The 18,988-nt window shown below is 38.3% G+C and carries 21 protein-coding genes; 7 read left to right on the top strand and 14 right to left on the bottom strand.

What is annotated here, in order from left to right; all coding sequences use genetic code 11:
* Window positions 1-536: 536 nt before the first annotated feature.
* Together FJR38_RS01910 and FJR38_RS01905 are read right to left on the bottom strand one after the other, a co-directional pair.
* Window positions 537-1,808 (bottom strand): glycosyltransferase family 4 protein, encoded by a 1,272-nt coding sequence (locus FJR38_RS01910; protein WP_168535088.1) that lies wholly within the window; start codon window positions 1,806-1,808, stop codon window positions 537-539.
* 316 nt (window positions 1,809-2,124) lie between these two features.
* Window positions 2,125-3,174, bottom strand: coding sequence for a sugar transferase (locus FJR38_RS01905; protein ID WP_168494867.1), 1,050 nt, complete (start codon window positions 3,172-3,174; stop codon window positions 2,125-2,127).
* 202 nt (window positions 3,175-3,376) lie between these two features.
* Here FJR38_RS01905 and FJR38_RS01900 point away from each other — a divergent pair, with 202 nt between their 5' ends.
* Window positions 3,377-4,174, top strand: a complete 798-nt coding sequence (locus tag FJR38_RS01900; protein ID WP_168535585.1) for a 7-carboxy-7-deazaguanine synthase QueE — start codon at window positions 3,377-3,379, stop codon at window positions 4,172-4,174.
* 196 nt (window positions 4,175-4,370) lie between these two features.
* Here FJR38_RS01900 and FJR38_RS01895 read toward each other — a convergent pair whose 3' ends face one another.
* Entirely contained in the window at window positions 4,371-5,009 is a 639-nt protein-coding gene (locus FJR38_RS01895; protein ID WP_168535086.1) for a DUF3318 domain-containing protein, read from the bottom strand.
* 329 nt (window positions 5,010-5,338) lie between these two features.
* Between FJR38_RS01895 and glpX the strand changes: the two genes are divergently transcribed.
* Both glpX and FJR38_RS01885 read left to right on the top strand, forming a co-directional pair.
* Window positions 5,339-6,376, top strand: coding sequence for a class II fructose-bisphosphatase (gene glpX, locus FJR38_RS01890; protein ID WP_168494871.1), 1,038 nt, complete (start codon window positions 5,339-5,341; stop codon window positions 6,374-6,376).
* Between the two features lie 108 nt (window positions 6,377-6,484).
* Window positions 6,485-7,771: a glutamyl-tRNA reductase gene (locus FJR38_RS01885; RefSeq protein WP_168494873.1), complete on the top strand. Its 1,287-nt coding sequence runs from the start codon at window positions 6,485-6,487 to the stop codon at window positions 7,769-7,771.
* 109 nt (window positions 7,772-7,880) lie between these two features.
* Here FJR38_RS01885 and FJR38_RS01880 read toward each other — a convergent pair whose 3' ends face one another.
* Window positions 7,881-8,213: a helix-turn-helix transcriptional regulator gene (locus tag FJR38_RS01880; protein WP_168494875.1), complete on the bottom strand. Its 333-nt coding sequence runs from the start codon at window positions 8,211-8,213 to the stop codon at window positions 7,881-7,883.
* A gap of 90 nt (window positions 8,214-8,303) precedes the next feature.
* Here FJR38_RS01880 and FJR38_RS01875 point away from each other — a divergent pair, with 90 nt between their 5' ends.
* The 3 genes from FJR38_RS01875 to FJR38_RS01865 all read left to right on the top strand — a co-directional run bounded on the left by FJR38_RS01875 (window position 8,304) and on the right by FJR38_RS01865 (window position 10,531).
* Window positions 8,304-9,005 carry an MBL fold metallo-hydrolase gene (locus tag FJR38_RS01875; RefSeq protein ID WP_168494877.1) on the top strand — a complete coding sequence of 234 codons (702 nt, stop codon included), beginning with the start codon at window positions 8,304-8,306 and terminating at the stop codon, window positions 9,003-9,005.
* An 18-nt stretch (window positions 9,006-9,023) separates the two neighbouring features.
* Window positions 9,024-9,563, top strand: a complete 540-nt coding sequence (locus tag FJR38_RS01870; RefSeq protein WP_168535084.1) for a rhodanese-like domain-containing protein — start codon at window positions 9,024-9,026, stop codon at window positions 9,561-9,563.
* 83 nt (window positions 9,564-9,646) lie between these two features.
* Window positions 9,647-10,531, top strand: a complete 885-nt coding sequence (locus FJR38_RS01865; RefSeq protein ID WP_168535082.1) for a sulfite exporter TauE/SafE family protein — start codon at window positions 9,647-9,649, stop codon at window positions 10,529-10,531.
* 75 nt (window positions 10,532-10,606) lie between these two features.
* Here the strand turns inward: FJR38_RS01865 and FJR38_RS01860 are convergent, their stop codons facing one another.
* The 7 genes from FJR38_RS01860 to FJR38_RS01830 all read right to left on the bottom strand — a co-directional run bounded on the left by FJR38_RS01860 (window position 10,607) and on the right by FJR38_RS01830 (window position 15,843).
* Window positions 10,607-11,533 carry an alpha/beta fold hydrolase gene (locus tag FJR38_RS01860; RefSeq protein WP_168535080.1) on the bottom strand — a complete coding sequence of 309 codons (927 nt, stop codon included), beginning with the start codon at window positions 11,531-11,533 and terminating at the stop codon, window positions 10,607-10,609.
* A gap of 21 nt (window positions 11,534-11,554) precedes the next feature.
* Window positions 11,555-12,379, bottom strand: coding sequence for an SDR family oxidoreductase (locus tag FJR38_RS01855; protein WP_168535078.1), 825 nt, complete (start codon window positions 12,377-12,379; stop codon window positions 11,555-11,557).
* A gap of 515 nt (window positions 12,380-12,894) precedes the next feature.
* Complete coding sequence (locus FJR38_RS01850) at window positions 12,895-13,569, bottom strand: pentapeptide repeat-containing protein (RefSeq protein ID WP_168535076.1); 675 nt, start codon at window positions 13,567-13,569, stop codon at window positions 12,895-12,897.
* Between the two features lie 155 nt (window positions 13,570-13,724).
* Window positions 13,725-14,216: a hypothetical protein gene (locus FJR38_RS01845; protein ID WP_168535074.1), complete on the bottom strand. Its 492-nt coding sequence runs from the start codon at window positions 14,214-14,216 to the stop codon at window positions 13,725-13,727.
* A 210-nt stretch (window positions 14,217-14,426) separates the two neighbouring features.
* Window positions 14,427-14,732, bottom strand: coding sequence for a hypothetical protein (locus FJR38_RS01840; protein ID WP_168494891.1), 306 nt, complete (start codon window positions 14,730-14,732; stop codon window positions 14,427-14,429).
* A 404-nt stretch (window positions 14,733-15,136) separates the two neighbouring features.
* Window positions 15,137-15,544, bottom strand: a complete 408-nt coding sequence (locus tag FJR38_RS01835; protein WP_168535072.1) for a hypothetical protein — start codon at window positions 15,542-15,544, stop codon at window positions 15,137-15,139.
* 38 nt (window positions 15,545-15,582) lie between these two features.
* Window positions 15,583-15,843, bottom strand: coding sequence for a MoaD/ThiS family protein (locus FJR38_RS01830; protein WP_168535070.1), 261 nt, complete (start codon window positions 15,841-15,843; stop codon window positions 15,583-15,585).
* A 41-nt stretch (window positions 15,844-15,884) separates the two neighbouring features.
* On the opposite strand from FJR38_RS01830, the gene FJR38_RS01825 reads away from it, so the two are divergent.
* The gene (locus FJR38_RS01825) at window positions 15,885-17,216 is read left to right on the top strand and encodes a Rieske 2Fe-2S domain-containing protein (protein WP_168535068.1); all 1,332 of its coding nucleotides are present in this window, start codon (window positions 15,885-15,887) and stop codon (window positions 17,214-17,216) included.
* Window positions 17,217-17,280: 64 nt separating this feature from the next.
* Here the strand turns inward: FJR38_RS01825 and FJR38_RS01820 are convergent, their stop codons facing one another.
* The 3 genes from FJR38_RS01820 to FJR38_RS01810 form a co-directional block, all read right to left on the bottom strand.
* Entirely contained in the window at window positions 17,281-17,886 is a 606-nt protein-coding gene (locus tag FJR38_RS01820; protein WP_168535066.1) for a J domain-containing protein, read from the bottom strand.
* Window positions 17,887-17,985: 99 nt separating this feature from the next.
* Complete coding sequence (locus FJR38_RS01815) at window positions 17,986-18,579, bottom strand: ATP-dependent Clp protease proteolytic subunit (protein ID WP_168535064.1); 594 nt, start codon at window positions 18,577-18,579, stop codon at window positions 17,986-17,988.
* A 164-nt stretch (window positions 18,580-18,743) separates the two neighbouring features.
* Window positions 18,744-18,988: ATP-dependent Clp protease proteolytic subunit (locus FJR38_RS01810; RefSeq protein ID WP_174763850.1), on the bottom strand; the 245-nt coding region annotated here is incomplete at its 5' end.

The following is an 18,988-nucleotide window of genomic DNA, read 5'->3' as shown; positions in this document are numbered from 1 at the left end:
CCGATTCAAATTTTTCAACTCTGTACGCATAATGTATTGCTCCGAAGAGCCTCCCATTTCTGGGGTAATGTTAGCTTGGACCAGTTATAAGAGCTTTTTAGACTTGCAACACTGTTTCAGTGACCTTAAAACTGTTTAATTGCAAATGACAGAGCAGGGAACTAGCTATGCCTGACGGCACGCTGGCGCGAACGCATTCCGGGGTGTCGTGACTCAAATAACGGCTACCATGAGATTCCCTTCGACTTCGCTCGGCACAAGTCAGGGCAAGTGGCTCAGGGTGGTCTGGTCAGTACGGCTTGTTTGATTACTCTTGCAAGCTCAGTCCCTTTAGGGCTGGGTTACTGACTCAACCTCAGGTGCTTTTTCCTTTTGCAACTACTTGTTCAACTTACTTACCAATAAATAACAAATAAATGAATTGCAATTGTGTGAATAGGTTTTTTTGAATCGTAACATATCCTACACTGCAATCTGCACAGAGTCGGCTCTCTGAATAATATTGGTAGATAAATCCTAGTTTTTGGCGAATTTTGCTAAACTTCCTGTTTGGTGATGGTTGAAGAACTCACGGCTTTCCCATTGGCGGTCATGGAGCTAAATAATGTTTCATATTGATTTAAGGTTTGCTCAAAGGCATAATTATCTACTGCATACTGACGACTTTTATCACCTAACTCTTGCACTTTTTCTGGTTTTTGGTATAACTCCAAAATTGCTGTAGCTAAAGCTTGGGGATCTTCTGGTGCAACTAAAATACCGCCACCACTTTTCTTAATGGCTTTAAATGCAGTTCCCTCTTCAGGTACAGAAGCTACCAATGCCCTGCCGCTGGCCAATAGCACTTGGATTTTTGATGGCATATTAAAAGAAATCACATTTTTCTTCTGTACAACCAATCCCACATCCGCAGCAGCTAACATTTGTGGTAATTCCTGCCGGGGTTGAAAGGGTAGTAATAAAACGTTATCTGCACCAAAATCTAAACATTCCTGCTGTAATCGTTGTAAACCTTTGGCTTCACCAACAATCACAAAAGCAATATCTGGAACATCTCGAAGTTTGGCTGCGGCTTTAATAACTGTCTCTAAACCTTGGGTGAGAGCAATATTACCAGAATATAAAACTACAAATTTCCCCTTGAGGTTATGTACAGCACGAAAAGGGTTATCTTCCTTGGATAAAGGGCGGATAAAGTTGACATCAACCCAATTGGGAATTTGAACAATTTTTTGGGCGGGTACACCTTTGGCGACTAGATTATCAACAAATCCTTCAGTAATAACACTAATTTTCCCAGCAGATGCGTAAGCGAATTTTTCTAAAGCTGTAAATACTTTGATCAGTAATTTATTTTTTAGTAAGCCAACATGGATTGCTGCTTCTGGGAGGATGTCTTGTAAATTGAGGACGACGGGGCAAGAACGCAAGAACCCTAACAAGGTGGCAGGAATACAGACTGGTAAAGATGGAGAGGTCAAAAGAATTACCTCTGGTCGCCAGCCTAAGAATGCTGGGAAGAAGCTGGTAACAACAAAACTAGCATCTAATAATACCCGATCTAAAAGATTCGGTTGGGGACGAATCCAAACATAACTACGTTGAATTTGGACACCATTGGTTTCTTCATTTATATAAAATTTACCTCGATATTCCTGATAAATTTGTCGTTCGGGATAGTTAGGCATAGCTGTAACAACACGGACTTGGTGTCCACGTTTGACCAGTCCCTCGGCTAACTCAGTCATGAGTGGGGCTATACCAATGGGTTCGGGGTGATAGTTGTAGGAGTAAATTAAAATTCGCATAACAAAATCTGTCAGAATACCCTGGTTGTCCGGTTAAAGAAAGTTAACCCCTGTGGGAAATGGAAAATTTAAAAAGGGTCAATACCTGTCTTTGATCTCACTTGTCAAGTGAGTGAGGCATACATATTATATTGTCTTTTTAGATTCTTTTACTTTCAGTAACTTTTCGTTGAAGTTTTGGTAAATTTGGGTTTTTATTCGATGAACTCGGACAGGTTGGCATAAATAAACCCAAGCCATAGGGAAGCTTGGGTAAATTATATAGGTAAATTTTCGTGCCGCTTATTGAGTAGCAAATGATCAGCCAAAAAGTTAACTAAACAGCCCCACTGTTTTTATTAAATAAAATAGTGATGGTTTTGAAAATTAACTGTAAATCGTAAACTAAGCTCCAATTTTGTTGATATTGTAAATCTAAGCGAATCACATCCTCAAAACTGCGGACTTTAGAACGGCCTTTAACTTGCCATTCACCAGTCATGCCGGGTTTAACGTCTAAACGTTGCCACTCTGGGACTTCATAGCGTTCTACTTCGTCAGGTGTAGGTGGTCGAGTTCCGACTAAACTCATTTCTCCTTTGAGGACGTTCCAAAATTGAGGTAATTCATCGAGACTTGTGCGGCGGAGAAAGTTGCCTACTTTGGTAATTCTGGGGTCGTTATCATTTTTAAAGAAAGCGCCTTGTACTTGGTTTTTAATTTGGGATTTTCTAGCTTCGGCATCTACACACATAGAGCGAAATTTCCAAATCGCAAAACGCTTACCCATCCAACCACAGCGGGTTTGTTTAAAGAAAATCGGACCTGGATCGTCAATTTGGATAGCGATCGCAATGGGAATTAATAAAATAGATGTAATTACTAAACCGACTAATGAGCCGACAATATCAATTAACCGTTTCATCCAAGATGCTACGGAAGGATGAGTTTGGGGGAGTGGGTCTGCTTTGCGAGAATGTTGTTTTCCGGTATCTGTGGGCTTATCTGTGGCTATTGGCGCTAGGGTCCAAAGGGATTCAATGGGAAATACCTGATCTAATCCCGTCAGGGTCAAAACTGCCATGACTTGGGGAGTAACATGACGTAATATCACTTGGATTCCCTTTTCCTGAGAATTTTTAAAATTACTCACCAAAGAACCTAAACCACTACTATCCATAAAAGTAGTATTTTGGAAATCAATGAAAATTTTTTCAGGGGGTGAATCTGCTTGAATTAAGTTTTGGCAAGTTTGCTTAAAACTGACAGCCTCAAGCACAGTCAACCTAATGGGCATCTGCAAGATTGCCGATCCTTCTAGGTAAATCACTGGAAAGTCTGTTGGTAAAGGTTGGCTACTCATGAAGCTCTGCACTTTAGTTGCCATTTACAATCTAATCTGTCGAATGTTGTTTTGTCTTCAAAAAACTACTAACCTTATTTTTAATCTGTATGATCAAGCACAAGTTACCGGATCTTTAAAAATCAGACAGTATTTAGTCCGTCTAGGTTCACAATAGAAGAAGTTGATCAAATTAAATTCTCGCTATTTTGCCAAGGTGACTCGACTTGTTTCTTCTGATGATCATATGATTACTAACAATAAAGTTAACTCTACTGCACGCCTGATTGAAGTCTTTTCTGCCATTCAAGGCGAAGGTATGAACGTAGGGACACGCCAAATTTTTATTCGTTTTGCTTTTTGCGATTTGCGCTGCTGCTTTTGCGATAGCGCCCATACTTGGAATGCACCCCCTACCTGTCGAGTTGAGTCTTTTCCGGGACTAAGGGATTTTGAAGTTCATACAAATCCTGTCCAATTACCTGTATTACTAGAATGGATTGCTAGACAAAACTTACCTTCTATCCACGATAGCATTAGCTTAACTGGAGGAGAACCTCTGCTTCATGCACAATTTTTGGCCGAATTTTTGCCAGCAGTGCGATCGCTGACTAATTTGCCAATTTATCTAGAAACAGGCGGACATCGGCCAGAACAGTTGGAAATAATTCTCCCTTATTTAGACTCTGTGGGTATGGATTTAAAGCTACCCAGTGTGAGTGGCGAAACTTATTGGGCAGAACATTCAAGGTTTCTCCAACTCTGCTCTAACACTAAGTTAGAAGTATTTGTCAAAATAATTGTGTCTCAAAGTACAGTTCCTGAAGAGTTGGAACGATCAGCTTTATTAGTTGCGGAAGTTAGTGAGGATATACCGGTATTTTTACAACCTGTGACTCCTTTAACTCCCGCTCAAGAATTTAGTTCGGTGGTGATGGTAGCCCCAACTCCAGAACAGGTTTTAGAATGGCAAGTCTTAATGAAGCGATTTGTTAAGCACGTGCGTGTTATTCCTCAGACCCATAAAATGTTAAACCAGATGTAGCCTTTTAAAAAGTTTTCGTCAAGAAAATAACAAGTTTTAGACTAGTTGAATGGTGGGATGGGCAGCACCCAACCCACAATTTAGTCAATTCTAAGTAGATGAACAGCAAAAATTAAAGGTATGTGAAAAAAAGCAAAGCAAACTGAAACTCTTTCCCCCTGCCTGATCCCCACGACAATTTTTAACGCTCACCTGCTTACTCGGAGTCGCCATTTCGAGATTTAGCTTTGGCTTTGTTGGCGCTGCGTTTAAGAGCAGAAAGTCTAGCTTCATATCGAGAACGCTGACGCTTGCTAGGAGTATTTTCAACTAAGGTTTTTAAGGCGCTACCAAGACTTTTATAAGCATTGGGTAGACTATAACCAAAGCGTGTTGCTAGGGCGATCGCTTTTTCATCAGCGTCTAGCAACTCTTTGATTTGTTTTTCCCCATTATTTTTTTGATATAGTCGCCAACCAGAGACACCACATAGCGCCAAGGCTAAAACTAGTAATAATCCATCTTGTACCCATAATTCACCGACTGCACCGCCTAAACCAATGGCTAATGCTGCCATTTCCCAACCATCTTTAGGAATGGTGTCATTTTGAACGCGTGCAACTTCGTGCCAGAACAGCAAATTACGCTGATCCATTGCTAGAGCATCCCATTTCACCAAGTCAATTTGAATTTCTACTTGGTCTTTGCCAATTTCTTCACAACGGATCAGGGATGGATTAACCTCTGTTGTGCCTTCAACTATTACCCAACTTTGTAATTCTGGCGGTAGTAAGCTTTTCAACCGCCGGAGTTCACTCATTTCTGCTTTAGCAGAGGAGGTTGCATAGGATGTCATAAAAATCCAGCCCTACAAAATTTCAGTATATGATCAGGTTATCATTTCGCAGTGTAGCGATTTTAGTAGTGATCCGCTTTATTTAGGATTATGCCTAATTCGCAAAACTTAACATAGTTGCTAGTGTAGCGTGACAAAAATAATTAGCCATCAAAAATTTCTCAAAAGCTTGTGCAACCTGCTTTTTGAATTTTAAATTTTAAATTTTAAATTCCGTCTTGCGGTACTCGTCAAGTCTTTTTTCCATCTGTATCCGCACTTTGGTAGACTTGAAAACTGAAATAGCTGTTAAAACGACGCTAAGACAAGCAACTTAGAGGACAGACTTCGTGGAAAATACACTTGGGCTAGAGATTATTGAAGTAGTAGAGCAAGCAGCGATCGCTTCCTCGAAATGGATGGGTAAGGGCGAAAAGAACATTGCTGACCAAGTAGCAGTGGAAGCAATGCGGGAACGGATGAACAAAATCCATATGCGTGGACGCATCGTAATTGGTGAAGGCGAACGCGACGAAGCTCCCATGCTTTACATTGGTGAAGAAGTTGGTATCTGTACCCAAGCAGATGCTAAAAATTTCTGTAACCCTGATGAATTAGTTGAAATTGACATCGCTGTTGACCCTTGCGAAGGTACTAACCTGGTTGCTTATGGTCAAAATGGCTCTATGGCGGTTTTGGCTATTTCCGAAAAAGGCGGTTTATTTGCTGCTCCTGACTTCTACATGAAGAAACTCGCAGCACCAGCAGCCGCTAGAGGTCATGTTGACATCAACAAGTCCGCTACAGAAAACCTTAAAATCCTCTCTGAATGCTTAAATCGTGCTATTGAGGAATTAGTGGTAGTAGTGATGGATCGTCCCCGTCACAAAGAACTAATTCAAGAAATTCGCACCGCTGGAGCAAGAGTGAGACTCATTAGTGATGGTGACGTTTCTGCTGCTATTTGTTGCGCTTTCTCTGGTACTAATATTCATGCCTTGATGGGTATCGGTGCAGCACCTGAAGGTGTAATTTCTGCTGCGGCTTTACGCTGCTTAGGTGGACACTTCCAAGGACAACTAATCTACGATCCAGAAGTAGTACAAACCGGTTTAATTGGCGAAAGCAGAGAAGGTAATCTGGCTCGTTTAAACGAAATGGGTATTACTGATGGAGACAGAGTTTATAACGCTGATGAATTAGCTTCTGGTGAAACAGTGCTATTCGCAGGTTGCGGTATCACTCCTGGAACTCTGATGGATGGCGTGCGCTTTTTCCACGGTGGTGCTAGAACCCAAAGCTTGGTTATTTCTAGCCAATCCAAAACTGCTCGGTTTGTTGATACAGTTCACCTATGGGATGAACCCAAGACAATCCAACTGCGGTAGGAACTTTCACTGGTGATTGGTGATTGGTGATTGGGAATAATGTCTTACCCATCACCCATCACCCATCACCCATCACCCATTACCCATTACCCATTACCAATTTAAGAAATGAATATTGCAGTGGTGGGGTTAAGCCATAAAACAGCCCCCGTAGAAGTTAGAGAAAAACTAAGTATTCCTGAACCACAAACTGAAGCAGCGATCGCTCATCTTCTCAGTTATCCTCATATTGATGAAGTTGCTATCCTCAGCACTTGTAACCGCTTAGAAATTTACATCGTTAGTAACGAAACTACCCAAGGGATTCACGAAGTTACTCAATTCCTTTCTGAACATAGCAAACTGCCAATCATGTCTTTGCGGCATCATTTATTTATGTTGCTTCATGCTGATGCTATTACACATATTTTGCGAGTAGCTGCTGGTTTAGATAGTTTAGTTTTAGGCGAAGGTCAAATTTTAGCTCAAGTTAAGAATACTCATAAACTTGGACAGCAATTTAAGGGTATCAAAACCATTTTAAATCGTCTATTTAAACAAGCTCTGACAGCGGGTAAAAGAGTTCGCACAGAAACCAGTATTGGGACTGGTGCAGTTTCTATTAGTTCTGCGGCTGTGGAATTAGCCCAAATGAAAGTAGAAAATTTATCTACTTATCGTGTCTCAATTCTCGGTGCTGGGAAAATGTCCCGGTTACTTGTACAACACCTGATTTCTAAAGGTGCAACTCAAATTAGTATTGTTAATCGTTCCCGTGGTAGGGCTGAGGAATTAGCTAAACAGTTCTCGGAACAACCTATACAAATCCATCTACTGCCGGAAATGATGTCAGTGATTGCTGCTAGTGATATTGTATTTACTAGCACTTCTTCAACTGAACCAATTCTAGACCGGGCTAAGTTGGAAACGGTGTTAGAACCAAATCAACAATTGATGTTATTTGATATTTCTGTTCCTCGCAATGTGGATGCAGATGTTAATAATTTGCCCAATGTCAAGGCTTTTAATGTTGATGATTTGAAGGCTGTTGTCGCGCAAAATTATGAAAGTCGCCGACAAATGGCGCTAGAAGCTGAGAAAATCCTCGATGAGGAAGTTGAAGCTTTTGATATCTGGTGGCGGAGTTTGGAAACTGTTTCCACTATCAGTTCTCTACGGAATAAGATTGAAAGCATCCGCGAACAAGAGTTAGAAAAGGCTTTATCTCGCTTGGGTTCGGAGTTTGGGGAAAAGCATCAAGAAGTTATTGAAGCTTTGACAAGAGGGATAGTTAATAAGATTCTACATGATCCAATGGTGCAATTACGCGCACAGCAAGATGTGGAAGCTAGAAGACGATGTATGCAAACTCTGCAAATGTTATTTAATTTAGACGCAGAGGAACAATTTAGCTGAAATCAGCAGAGAGTGACGCATGGATTCTTGTACGGGCGAAGCATTCGGGCTATTATTAATTTTTGTCAAAGGCTATTTTCCGAATGCTTTGCCCCTACGTCCATGTTCCTCACAGCTTGAATTTTTCCAGTTGCTTGGTTTGTTCTTCTAGTCTCACGGCTAGGCGATCGCACACTAAATCACATAATTGGAATAAAATGGGGTCAGCTATCTCATAGATTACACTTACTCCCTCTGGTGTTCTTTTGACAATACCCGCCTGTGCTAGAACTTTGAGATGCTTGGAAACATTAGCTTGTCCTAATCCAGTCTCAGTAATAATTTCGGTTACATTCTTCGCACCAGTTTTTAAACAACATAATACCTGTAAGCGACTGACTTCTGACAGCACTTTGAAATAATCTGCAACTTGGCTAAGAGCGCCTGGAAATAAGTTTGACATAGAACAATTCAAATATGGAGGAATTTCTGGTTGATTATTCTACTATATAGCTATATAATAGAAAAAGATAAAAACAAACCCTGTTAAAAAATGTTATTTCGCCAACTTTTTGATCATGAGTCTAGTACATATACTTACTTAATTGCTGATGAAAAGACAAAAGCAGCAATCTTAATAGATCCTGTACTAGAACAAGTAGAACGAGATTTACAACTTATCAAGGAATTAGGACTGGTACTACGATACTGTTTTGAAACTCACATTCATGCAGATCACATAACTGGTACAGGAAAATTACGTCAATTAACTGGATGTTTAGGAATTGTTCCCGACAATGCACCTGTCACTTGTGCTGACAAACAAATTAAAGATAAGGAAATTATACAACTAGATGGCATCATCATTCAAGCGATCGCTACCCCAGGACATACAAACAGTCATGCAGCCTATTTAATCAACAATGAAAGATTATTTACAGGAGATTCTTTATTAATTCGTGGTTGTGGAAGAACTGATTTTCAAAGTGGCAATGCAGGAACATTATTTGATGTCATCACCCAAAAACTGTTTACACTTCCCGATGAAACCTTAGTTTATCCAGGACATGATTATAAAGGTTTTACTGTTTCCACAATCCAGGAAGAAAAACAACATAATCCCCGATTTACACAACATAATCGAGACAGTTTTATTCATTTTATGTCCAATTTAAACTTACCCAATCCCCAAAAAATCATGGCAGCATTACCAGCTAATGAACGTTGTGGTAATGCAGTTTTAGTTAATAATTAATCACTCGGAGGTAAAAAAATGACAAAATCTATGAATTCTCAATTGCAATTAATTGATACTGCGACTGTTCAACAATTAATTGAACAAGAAAAAATTCAACTTATAGATGTACGCGAACCTTCAGAATATACAGCAGAACATATTCCCCAAGCGCAACTTTTACCCCTTTCTAAATTTCAGCCAGAACAGATTTCTTTAACTCAAGGTAAAGAAATTGTCATTTACTGTCAATCAGGAAATCGCTCCAACCAAGCAGCGCAAAAACTTGTCAATTCTGGATTTATAGAATTTAGACAACTAGAGGGAGGAATTACAGCTTGGAAACAGTCAGGATATCCAACTAAAATTAACAAAAATGCTCCAATTAGTTTAATGCGTCAAGTGCAAATTGTCGCTGGTTCATTAGTATTTACTGGAACTATATTAGGTGCTTTTGTTTCTCCTTGGTTTTTAATTTTAAGTGGTTTTGTCGGAGCAGGTTTAGTATTTGCAGGAGTAAGTAATACCTGTGCAATGGCAATGCTCTTAGCTAAATTACCCTATAATCAACGGACATAAACTATCAATTCAATAAAATTAAGATCCCTAAATTCTCAAAGGACTTGGGGATCTAAAAGTCAAATAATCAAGAATTAAAAATTATGTTCATATGGATATTAGGGCATATTTTAGCAACTGGTATTGGTATTAGCTTAGGATTAATTGGAGGAGGAGGTTCTGTCTTAGCATTACCTATTTTAGTTTATGTGATGGGAGTACCGACTAAACCAGCGATCGCTATGACTTTAGTAATTGTCGGTACAGTAAGTTTAATTGGTGTCATTCCTCATTGGAGAAAAGGAAATATCAATTTTAAAAAAGCATTAATTTTTGGTTCTGCTACCATGTTGGGTGCTTTTTTAGGAGCAAAAATTGCTGGATTACCTTTTATTACTGATAGTTTACAAATGCTGCTATTTGCAATAATGATGTTGTTAGCAGCAAGTTTAATGATTTTGCGTAGTAGTAAAAAATCTCCTAAAAATCTTGCAGAAAATCCCCATTTAGTTTATACAGCACCAGTTTGTAAATATTGTTGGTTGTGGTTATTAAGTGAAGGATTAGGAGTAGGAATATTAACAGGATTAGTAGGAGTGGGAGGAGGATTTGCGATAGTTCCAGCTTTAGTGATTTTGGGCAGAACGCCTATGAAAGAAGCAATTGGGACTTCTTTATTAATTCTAGTTGCTAATGCTGTGGCTGGATTTTTAGGGTATTTAGGGCAAGTTGAATTAGATTGGCAATTAATAGGAACATTTATTATTGCTGCTAGTTCAGGCAGCTTTTTTGGTGCTTATTTATCTCAATTTATTGATGGTAAAAAATTACAAAAGTATTTTGGATATTTTTTGTTAGTTGTAGCGACTTTTGTTTTATTTCAAAATCAAAATGGATTCCAAAGAAAGAAAACAGTATTTAATTGGCAAAATGACAGTTACAGTATGATTCAAGAATCAAAAAACATTAAATTAGGTAGGTTGGGTTGACGTTCTTGTTACCCAACATTTACGGACTTTTGTTGGGTTGCGCTGTCGCTTAACCCAACCTACAAAAACTCAAATTTATCTATGGGAAATAGCAGCTATAAATGGGGATACTGCTTCAACAAATGCCTTTGTAGATTCATAAGGCATGACATTTTTACCAATTACTTTTACTCCCTGACTTTGAGGTAAGCAGTTAAGGTAATATGCTAATCTTTCATCTGGAGTTTCTGGTTTACTTTCCTTACTAATACCGCGAGCTTGTTCTCCTACAACCAATAATGTTTGGTGGGGAATTGAGGCAATATCATGACTATAATCTCTTTGCCAAAATCGGGCTAAAAAAGCAAATACTGCATAACGCCCATTCATATTTTTTGCATCTGCCATGAGAGTATCTAGCCATTCATCGTCAACACTATCACTGTTAGCAAACAACTTTTCAACTGAGAAAGAATGTAAGAATTTTCGGGTGCGTGCGTAACGGAAAAAAGCATTGCCTATGGGTGACTTAAAAATACTCCAAAGTAGATTTTGTTGCCATTTGGGAACATTTTTCGTAATGACTGGCCAAGATGTAGGATCAGAAAATACTAAGCCAGCAATTAATTCTTTTTCTAGCTTTACTAATTCAATAGCAACTGGTAATAAAGCTCCTTGCACTACTATAATAACGGGTTTTTTAACTACAGTTTGCAAGAAGTGTTGTAACTGTTTTGCCCAGTTAATCGGAGTATGTGCGAAAGGTGGCATATCACTTTCCCCACATCCCAATAAGTCAGGATTATAAATGGGATTTTGGTGATTTGTATCATACCATTCTCGGCAAAATCGCTGCCAAAATTGCCGTGATAATCCCACACCTATGGGATGAATTAACAGTAAAGGAATGTCTGTGCTAGGAGAATTTACAGGTTGATGGATTTCATAAGCACAGCGATAATTTTGCCAAGAATAATACTGGGTTGGAGATGCTGTTGTGTTGCTAAATGTAGATGATGGCATGATGGCAATTTTCAATAGTGGCTAAAAAATGATCTGGGGATGAATGAATTGATATCCTGCATCTTTGAGTTTCTGATTAGACACCCAGGCATTATATGAACGGGTATTTTTATTTGCTGCATCCCAAATAACATTCGCTAAATTATTTTTTGTCATCACGTTATCCAGTAATTGTTTACTTGTGAGATGACTATCATCAACAAGATTATAAATACCTTCTAAACGATGGTTACGAGCAAATTCTATTGCGCCAACAATATCATCCAGGTGAATCCAATTGGTGATATCTTCTCCATTACCTGGGCGGGTTGTTCCTGCGGCTCTACCAAATATTTTGACTAGTTCTCTACCTGGTCCATAAATTCCTCCCAAACGCAAAATACAAACGCGGGTATTGTCATTATTTGCTGATAATAAAATATCCTCTGTTTTCCGTAATATTTGGGAGTTACGATTAGCTGGTGCTGGTGGACTTTCTTCGTCTACCCAGACACCATTTCTATCTCCATAAATTGAATAACTACTTGTGTATATAACTTGGTGAATATTCGGAAATTGGGGTAGGAGAGAAACTATAGTTTTGGCGGTGTCTATATAAGTTTCTTCATAGGAATCAGCATTTTTTGCCCCTACAGTTAGTAGGACAACTTCTTGATTTTTTAATACAGATTTCAGAGTTTGTATATCATTACCAAGAGTGACGATAACTTTTTGTGCTACTGTTTCTAAGGTGGGGACACGATCTGGGTTTGTGGTAGTTGCTGTTAGCATGAAATTATTATTTGAATGCCAATAGTTGCTAACTACATAACCAACATAACCACAGCCAATAATTGCAATGTTCATAATCATTAATAGAAGTAAAATAAATTAAAGTATTCTTAACAATTACCGATTAATAACCGAAATTTGAGACTATCTTGATCTCCTTCTAATTCTTCCTCCTGACTCCTGTACGGGCGTTCGCGAAGCCTGCTGGAAGCATCAGCATTCGGTATAAGGGCGAAGCATTCGGGTGATAAATTATCGGTTTTTTCCCAAGTTTATTTTCCGAATGCTTCGCCCCTACTACTCTTAACACTATTTAGATATCTAACGGTGTCTGGTATTAGGAAGCCACCAGGATGATTAAATTTTGTTAACATAGCATTCCTCTTTCATTGGCGATCGCTGGTATGGAGTAAAGTCACAGGAAACAGATTCTCTCACATATCATGGAGCATGGCTATATTATTAATTTGGTGGCTATCAACTACTATAGTAATCACTGGTGATCTACTTTGCAAGCAATATTACTAAGTTTTTTATATTATAAGTAATGTTAACTTACTTTTGCTGCTTTTTACTCCCTGGAAGTGTTTTTAGGTATGAATTATACCATCAGGCATGATAGCTCCAGCTAAGTTAGCACCAATTAATTTTACCAGTAGGCGATCGCCTGAACGAATCCTCGCTCCCGTCAAGTCAGCACCCCGCAAGTCAGCACCGCTGAGATCCGCACCAATCAAATTTGCCGAGCGCAAATTGGCATCTCTTAAATCTGCTAAAAGTAAGTTAGCTCTAAATAAATTTGCTTCTGATAGATTTGCACCTCTAAGAATTACTTTGTGCATAAAAGTGTCACTGAGGTTAGAGCCGCTGAGATTTGCGTAGCTCAAATTTCGCCCTGATAAATCCCGATTACTTAAATTGGCACGGCTATAATCTTTACCACTCAAATCGGAATTTGCCTGTGGTTGTTGATATGTTGTTTGTGATGTATAAACGTAAGTAGATGAGCGTTTTTCTTCTGGAGATGATTGAGAATAAGAAGGAAGGGGCTGCTTGTCTCTAGAAGAACGCAATCTGTCACGAGCTTCATTAAATAATTTCAGCTTTTCCTGTGCCTTGTGTTGTAAACGTAGATTATCTTTTGGGAGGCGATCCGGATGCCAAACAAACACTAAATCTTTATAAGCCTGGTTTATTTCTTCAAGTGTGGCCCCTGGCTCTAATTCTAAGATTCTGTAGTACCGCTCCAGTTCGCTGCTCGTCATGATGTATGGGTGAATATGAATATGATCAATAAACAACTAGAGTCTCAAGCAGTCATTTGTTCAGTATAACGATTAATTGTGATTGCTTTTGGCATTAAAGCAGGGATTATCAAGAAAGAATTCAGAATTTAATTTTCTGTAATTCCACAGCTTTTTTACCTAATTAATCCATCTCGCCAGCGAGTGATGGCTCGCAAATATGCTACTATAGGAATCTGATAAACTTCAATCAAGATCCACACCATAATTGCTAAATGTGACAGAAAAGTTAATACTGTCCAAATAAATGGAATCCAGCTTACAGGATCATGAGGAATAGGCGGAAAATAATATGTTGTTATACCGATGATAGTAGTAGGGAAAACAATAAAAGCAATTGCCGCTAAACCATAACCCCAACTTAATTCCACATCTCCTAATTTGGTTTGTGTCCATTTAACTCCATTCCAAGACCAGATTAATGGAGGTTCTCTCGAAGGCATTTTTATTTGCTGTTGTTCCAAATTGATGGTAAAAATCTCATGACAAAAATCACAAGACATAGCTTCCATCATTGGCATTTGGGAAATTTTACCAATGTGACAGACTGGACAGGGATAATCTTGTTGCCAGTTTAAAGGTGTGGAGAAAATTGGAGAATTTGGCATAATTAAATTCTAGTTTTAAAATTGATAATTAATTGGTTTTGACAATAATTGGATATGAAGAGAAATTTAATTTTTCTAATAAAACAACCTAGTTTATTGGTAAAACCAGGTTGGAAAAAACTGACTAATGCCATTTTTTGATGAGAATGGACTTTATTTTTGGGTGTAGAGACAGTCTCTAGAAAGTCTCTACGGGATTGATCTTTGTAACTAATCTAGAAAACCCATCAAAATTTCGGAATCATCAAAAGTATTTGGGGCTATGGGACGGTTTCCGAAGATAGAATAGTTGTCAGCGATCGCTAACGCACTAGAACCAATGGGACGAATACCAGACAAGTTAATGCTATCAACCACTTGGAATGTGTTTGCACCTATGGGACGAATTCCCATAGAGTTGTAGGTATCAACTACTTGTAAAGTCCCTGTAGTAATGGGACGGACTCCAGCAACTACGATTATTCCCTGAGTGCCTTCTTCGGGATTGACACTAGTATCTTGATTATTTTCTTCCACTGTTATTTCTCCTTTGTATCTGATGACACTTTCTCAAACTAAATCTTTGTTTGTTAAGTGAATTTTACAATAATTAAGGAAAGAATTATTTCTTCCCGCATATCAAAGTTTAACCTTAAACAACCAGATCCCACAGGCAAAATCTGAGATTGATATATTTTTTGATGAGGTTAGAATCCTGATTGTATCAAGATTTCAGTCAAAAAACCTGGTCTGTCTATCATCTATCTCCAGTGAGGCGGTGTATTACTTATATTATAGCAGCTAATATCCACTTAATTTAGTACAAATAAGTTAAATCAAGTTATAAAATTATTTTATATTCTCCATTAATAATTGATAATTCTTAAACCATTTCCTTTCTTTCAATCTTCTATTTTTTAGGTAATTATCAATTATCAATTTTAAATTATTAAATAACTATGCCATTTGGGTTGAGAATCTTGACGGTTTTTTTCTGGTATTAGTAATCGCCAACTTTTACCTTCCTTCTGAATTTGTAGATAAACTTCAAAAGGTTTTTGAACTTGGTTAAAACTGCGTTTTTGTGATTTGATAGTAAAGTCGTAATTTCCCTGCACCCGATAAGCTGGTAAGTTTTCAATGGTGAGGGGTTGTTCTTGAGTAATAGATATGCGCTGAATATTAAATTTTTGGAAATTTAAATCTAGCTGTTGATTAAGCTGCTGCTGGGTTTGTTCTAGCTGTAGTGCGATCGCCTTCTGCACTAACTCCGGTGTCGGTAACAGAGCAATACTACTACAAGCTGTGACTAATATCAGCAAAATTGCGGTGAAAACAAACCTAATCATGTTTTTATAATCCTCTCTAGTGTTAATATAGCCTTATTTTAACCACCATTCACTGGCGGAATTAAAACCACTTCATCACCATTTTGGAGGATAGTATCTGGTTCAACAAATTGGAAATTAATCCCAAAGCGAGTTAATGCACGCCATTTGCTTAATTCTGGGTGTTCAGCAATTAGGCGATCGCACACCGCTTTAACTGGTGTACCATCAGATAAATCCAATACTAATTCAGACACACCACAGGCTTCTTGATAAGCAGCAAATAACTTAACGGTTACAGCGATCGTAGATTGAGACATACAATTTTTTTATATCCTAGTTTATTAAATATAGAAGCGAAATGCAGCCTGAATTTAACTTTTTTCAACACTGGTATCCTCTTTCACCCATTGAAGACATTAATCCACAGCGGCCTACACCTGTAACCCTGTTGGGAATGCGTTTAGTAATTTGGAAACCTCAATCATCGGCAAATTATCGAGTATTTTTAGATCAATGTCCTCATCGTCTTGCACCCTTGAGTGAAGGCAGAATAGACGATAAAACGGGTAATTTAATGTGTAGTTATCACGGTTGGCAATTTGATAATCAAGGTACTTGTACACACATTCCCCAAGCCGAAAATCCCGAACTTGTTGCTAAAAATCAAGATAATTTTTGTGTAATATCCTTTCCAGTCCGACAAGAAAATGAATTACTTTGGGTTTGGCCAGATGCTAAATCAACAGAACTAGCTGCCACTACACCACTACCTTTATCACCCCAACTAGACGCTAATCAAGGCTTTGTGTGGTCTAATTATGTCCGTGACTTAGAATATGATTGGCAAACCCTGATCGAAAATGTAGCAGATCCTAGTCATGTACCTTTTTCTCATCATGGAGTTCAGGGAAATCGAGATAAAGCTAGACCTATACCTATTAATATTATCCAATCAACAATCAATTTAATTGAAGTTGATATTGATAGAGGATTACCAACAAAAATAATTTTTGAACCACCATGTAGATTAGAGTATACGATTAATTTTGGTGACTCTGGAAAAAAATTAGGACTTGTTACTTATTGTATCCCCATATCTCCTGGTAAATCGAGAATTGTAGCTCAATTTCCCCGCAACTTTGCTAAAAGCTTGCATCGGTTAACACCACGTTGGTGGAATCACATTTATGAGAGAAATCTAGTATTAGATGGGGATATGATGTTGCTAAATCAGCAAGAGTATTTACTTCAACAAAAACAATTAAGTGAAAGCTGGAAAACAGCCTATAAATTACCTACAAATGCAGACCGTTTAGTAATGGAATTTCGCAATTGGTTTGATAAATATTGTCAAGGACAGCTACCTTGGAATGAGGTAGGATTTAGTGTTTCAGAAAACTCAAAAATCAATGACAACCGTGCCGAAATGTTGGATCGTTACAAACAACATACCCAGCATTGTAGTAGTTGTAGAAATGCACTCAAAAATTTCCAAAGATTGCAAATAGCACTTTTAGTATATTTTGTAATTACTATTTCTGGAGTTGCTGTTCTTCCTGATAGTTTACGTCTTAATTTAGGTTTACCATTAGTAATTACAGCCCTTTTGGGTTTAGCAGCTTATAGTTGGTTGCAATTTTCTCTCATCCCTAAATTCTACTTTGTAGATTACATTCATGCAGAGAAATAAAAATTAGTAGTAAGGGCTTTAGCCCTTTAAAAACCTAAAAATAAGCGATAAATCGCTTACTACTTTAAAATTTGATTTCCAAACGTTGTAAATCCTGCTGTACCTCATTCCATAAAGCTTTATTATATGGGTCAGTTTTTAAGGCTTTTTTTAGATAAATTCTGGCTTTTGGGAGTTGTTTTTCCGTAATTAACGCTCGTCCCCAGATTTGATAAGCGATCGCTAACCATTGTCGCACTTCCGCATCTGCTGGTAAACGTGCCAGTAAAGCCTCTGCTAGAGCGATCGCTTGAGGAAAACGTCTTTCCTGTAAAAATCGTTGCAACTGCTCATAAGTCTTCCATTTTAAGCGTTGTTCTATATCCTCTAAATTTGGTGGATGAGGTGTAATCGTTGTTTTTGGTGCTGCTGGTTGAGTTTTGACTTCTGTAGGACTAGAAACTGTAGTTTTAACATAACTAGACTTTGGCTTAATTTCTATGGGTGGTAAAACCGTTTGGAGAAATTTATAAGCCTCCGTCACCGCAATAAATTTATCTTTCGCTTTGAGATCATCTGGATTGATATCAGGATGATATTGCTGTACCAGTTGGCGATAGGATGCTTTAATATCAGCAAAAGAAGCGCCTGACCTTAAACCCAATACACGGTAATAATCTTCAATATCCATCTTAATTCGCTCCAATTCAAAATTCAAAATTAAAAATTCAAAATCAGTAATTAATTCTTTTGAACTTTACATTTTGAATTTTGAATCATTCTGCACTATCTACGGACGTTCTTCAATAACACGATCAATTAAACCGTATTCCTTAGCTTCTTGAGCAGACATGAAAAAATCACGATCCATGTCTTTTTCAATTTTGGCTAAAGATTGACCTGTATTATCAACATAAATTTGATTTAGCTGACTACGGATTCTTAAAATTTCTCTAGCTTCAATTTCGATATCAGAAGCTTGTCCGCGAGTTCCTCCGGAAGGTTGGTGAATCATAATCCGGGAGTGAGGTAAAGCCATGCGTTTACCCTTTGTACCCGCAGTCAATAGGAAAGATCCCATCGAAGCAGCTAAACCGACACAGATTGTCACCACATCAGATTTGATGTGTTGCATGGTGTCATAAATAGCCAAACCAGATGTCACCATACCGCCGGGGGAATTGATATATAAATAAATATCCTTCCCTGGATCATCGGAATCCAGATACAGCATGACGGCAATAATTTGGTTGGCAATTTCGTCATCTACATCTCTTCCTAAGAAAATAATTCTTTCCCGGTAAAGACGATCATAAATGCTAATCCAATCTGTATATTGTCCACCGGGCATCCGGTAAGGAACTTTAGGAACGCCTATAGGCATTTTTACGACTCCAATTTTAATTTATTAGGGGAATTGGGAATTGGGAATTGGTAATTGGTAATTGGTAATTGGTAATTGGTAATTGGGAAGAATAAACTCCTATATTAGTGCCTCCTCCCTCTTGCCTTCTTACTGTCACCTGTCACCTGTCACCTGTCACCTTCTTAAAGCACACTTGCGGGGAGTGGGGGGTTTGCGAGTTCTTCTTTTTCAAAAACTCTGTCAATCAAACCGTAATCCCTAGCTTGGTAGGGAGTCATGTAGAACAGACGATCCATATCCTTACTAATTTTGGCTATTTCTTGTTCAGTCGTGTGAGATAGAATCTCCACCATTGAAGCTTTATTTGCCAAAACTTCCTTAGCACGGATTTGAATATCCGTGGCTTGTCCTTGGGCATAGCTCTTAG

This window comes from Anabaena sp. UHCC 0253 (genome assembly GCF_009712085.1).
In the GTDB taxonomy this organism is placed as follows: domain Bacteria; phylum Cyanobacteriota; class Cyanobacteriia; order Cyanobacteriales; family Nostocaceae; genus Dolichospermum.
This window is presented reverse-complemented; position numbering and strand designations above follow the sequence as displayed.

Excerpts from the sequence above, each read along its gene's own strand:
- FJR38_RS01910 (WP_168535088.1), bottom strand. The coding sequence starts at position 1,808 with ATGCGAATTTTAATTTACTCCTACAACTATCACCCCGAACCCATTGGT.
- FJR38_RS01905 (WP_168494867.1), bottom strand. The coding sequence starts at position 3,174 with ATGGCAACTAAAGTGCAGAGCTTCATGAGTAGCCAACCTTTACCAACA.
- FJR38_RS01900 (WP_168535585.1), top strand. The coding sequence starts at position 3,377 with ATGATTACTAACAATAAAGTTAACTCTACTGCACGCCTGATTGAAGTC.
- FJR38_RS01895 (WP_168535086.1), bottom strand. The coding sequence starts at position 5,009 with ATGACATCCTATGCAACCTCCTCTGCTAAAGCAGAAATGAGTGAACTC.
- FJR38_RS01885 (WP_168494873.1), top strand. The coding sequence starts at position 6,485 with ATGAATATTGCAGTGGTGGGGTTAAGCCATAAAACAGCCCCCGTAGAA.
- FJR38_RS01880 (WP_168494875.1), bottom strand. The coding sequence starts at position 8,213 with ATGTCAAACTTATTTCCAGGCGCTCTTAGCCAAGTTGCAGATTATTTC.
- FJR38_RS01875 (WP_168494877.1), top strand. The coding sequence starts at position 8,304 with ATGTTATTTCGCCAACTTTTTGATCATGAGTCTAGTACATATACTTAC.
- FJR38_RS01870 (WP_168535084.1), top strand. The coding sequence starts at position 9,024 with ATGACAAAATCTATGAATTCTCAATTGCAATTAATTGATACTGCGACT.
- FJR38_RS01865 (WP_168535082.1), top strand. The coding sequence starts at position 9,647 with ATGTTCATATGGATATTAGGGCATATTTTAGCAACTGGTATTGGTATT.
- FJR38_RS01860 (WP_168535080.1), bottom strand. The coding sequence starts at position 11,533 with ATGCCATCATCTACATTTAGCAACACAACAGCATCTCCAACCCAGTAT.
- FJR38_RS01855 (WP_168535078.1), bottom strand. The coding sequence starts at position 12,379 with ATGAACATTGCAATTATTGGCTGTGGTTATGTTGGTTATGTAGTTAGC.
- FJR38_RS01850 (WP_168535076.1), bottom strand. The coding sequence starts at position 13,569 with ATGACGAGCAGCGAACTGGAGCGGTACTACAGAATCTTAGAATTAGAG.
- FJR38_RS01845 (WP_168535074.1), bottom strand. The coding sequence starts at position 14,216 with ATGCCAAATTCTCCAATTTTCTCCACACCTTTAAACTGGCAACAAGAT.
- FJR38_RS01835 (WP_168535072.1), bottom strand. The coding sequence starts at position 15,544 with ATGATTAGGTTTGTTTTCACCGCAATTTTGCTGATATTAGTCACAGCT.
- FJR38_RS01830 (WP_168535070.1), bottom strand. The coding sequence starts at position 15,843 with ATGTCTCAATCTACGATCGCTGTAACCGTTAAGTTATTTGCTGCTTAT.
- FJR38_RS01825 (WP_168535068.1), top strand. The coding sequence starts at position 15,885 with ATGCAGCCTGAATTTAACTTTTTTCAACACTGGTATCCTCTTTCACCC.
- FJR38_RS01820 (WP_168535066.1), bottom strand. The coding sequence starts at position 17,886 with ATGGATATTGAAGATTATTACCGTGTATTGGGTTTAAGGTCAGGCGCT.
- FJR38_RS01815 (WP_168535064.1), bottom strand. The coding sequence starts at position 18,579 with ATGCCTATAGGCGTTCCTAAAGTTCCTTACCGGATGCCCGGTGGACAA.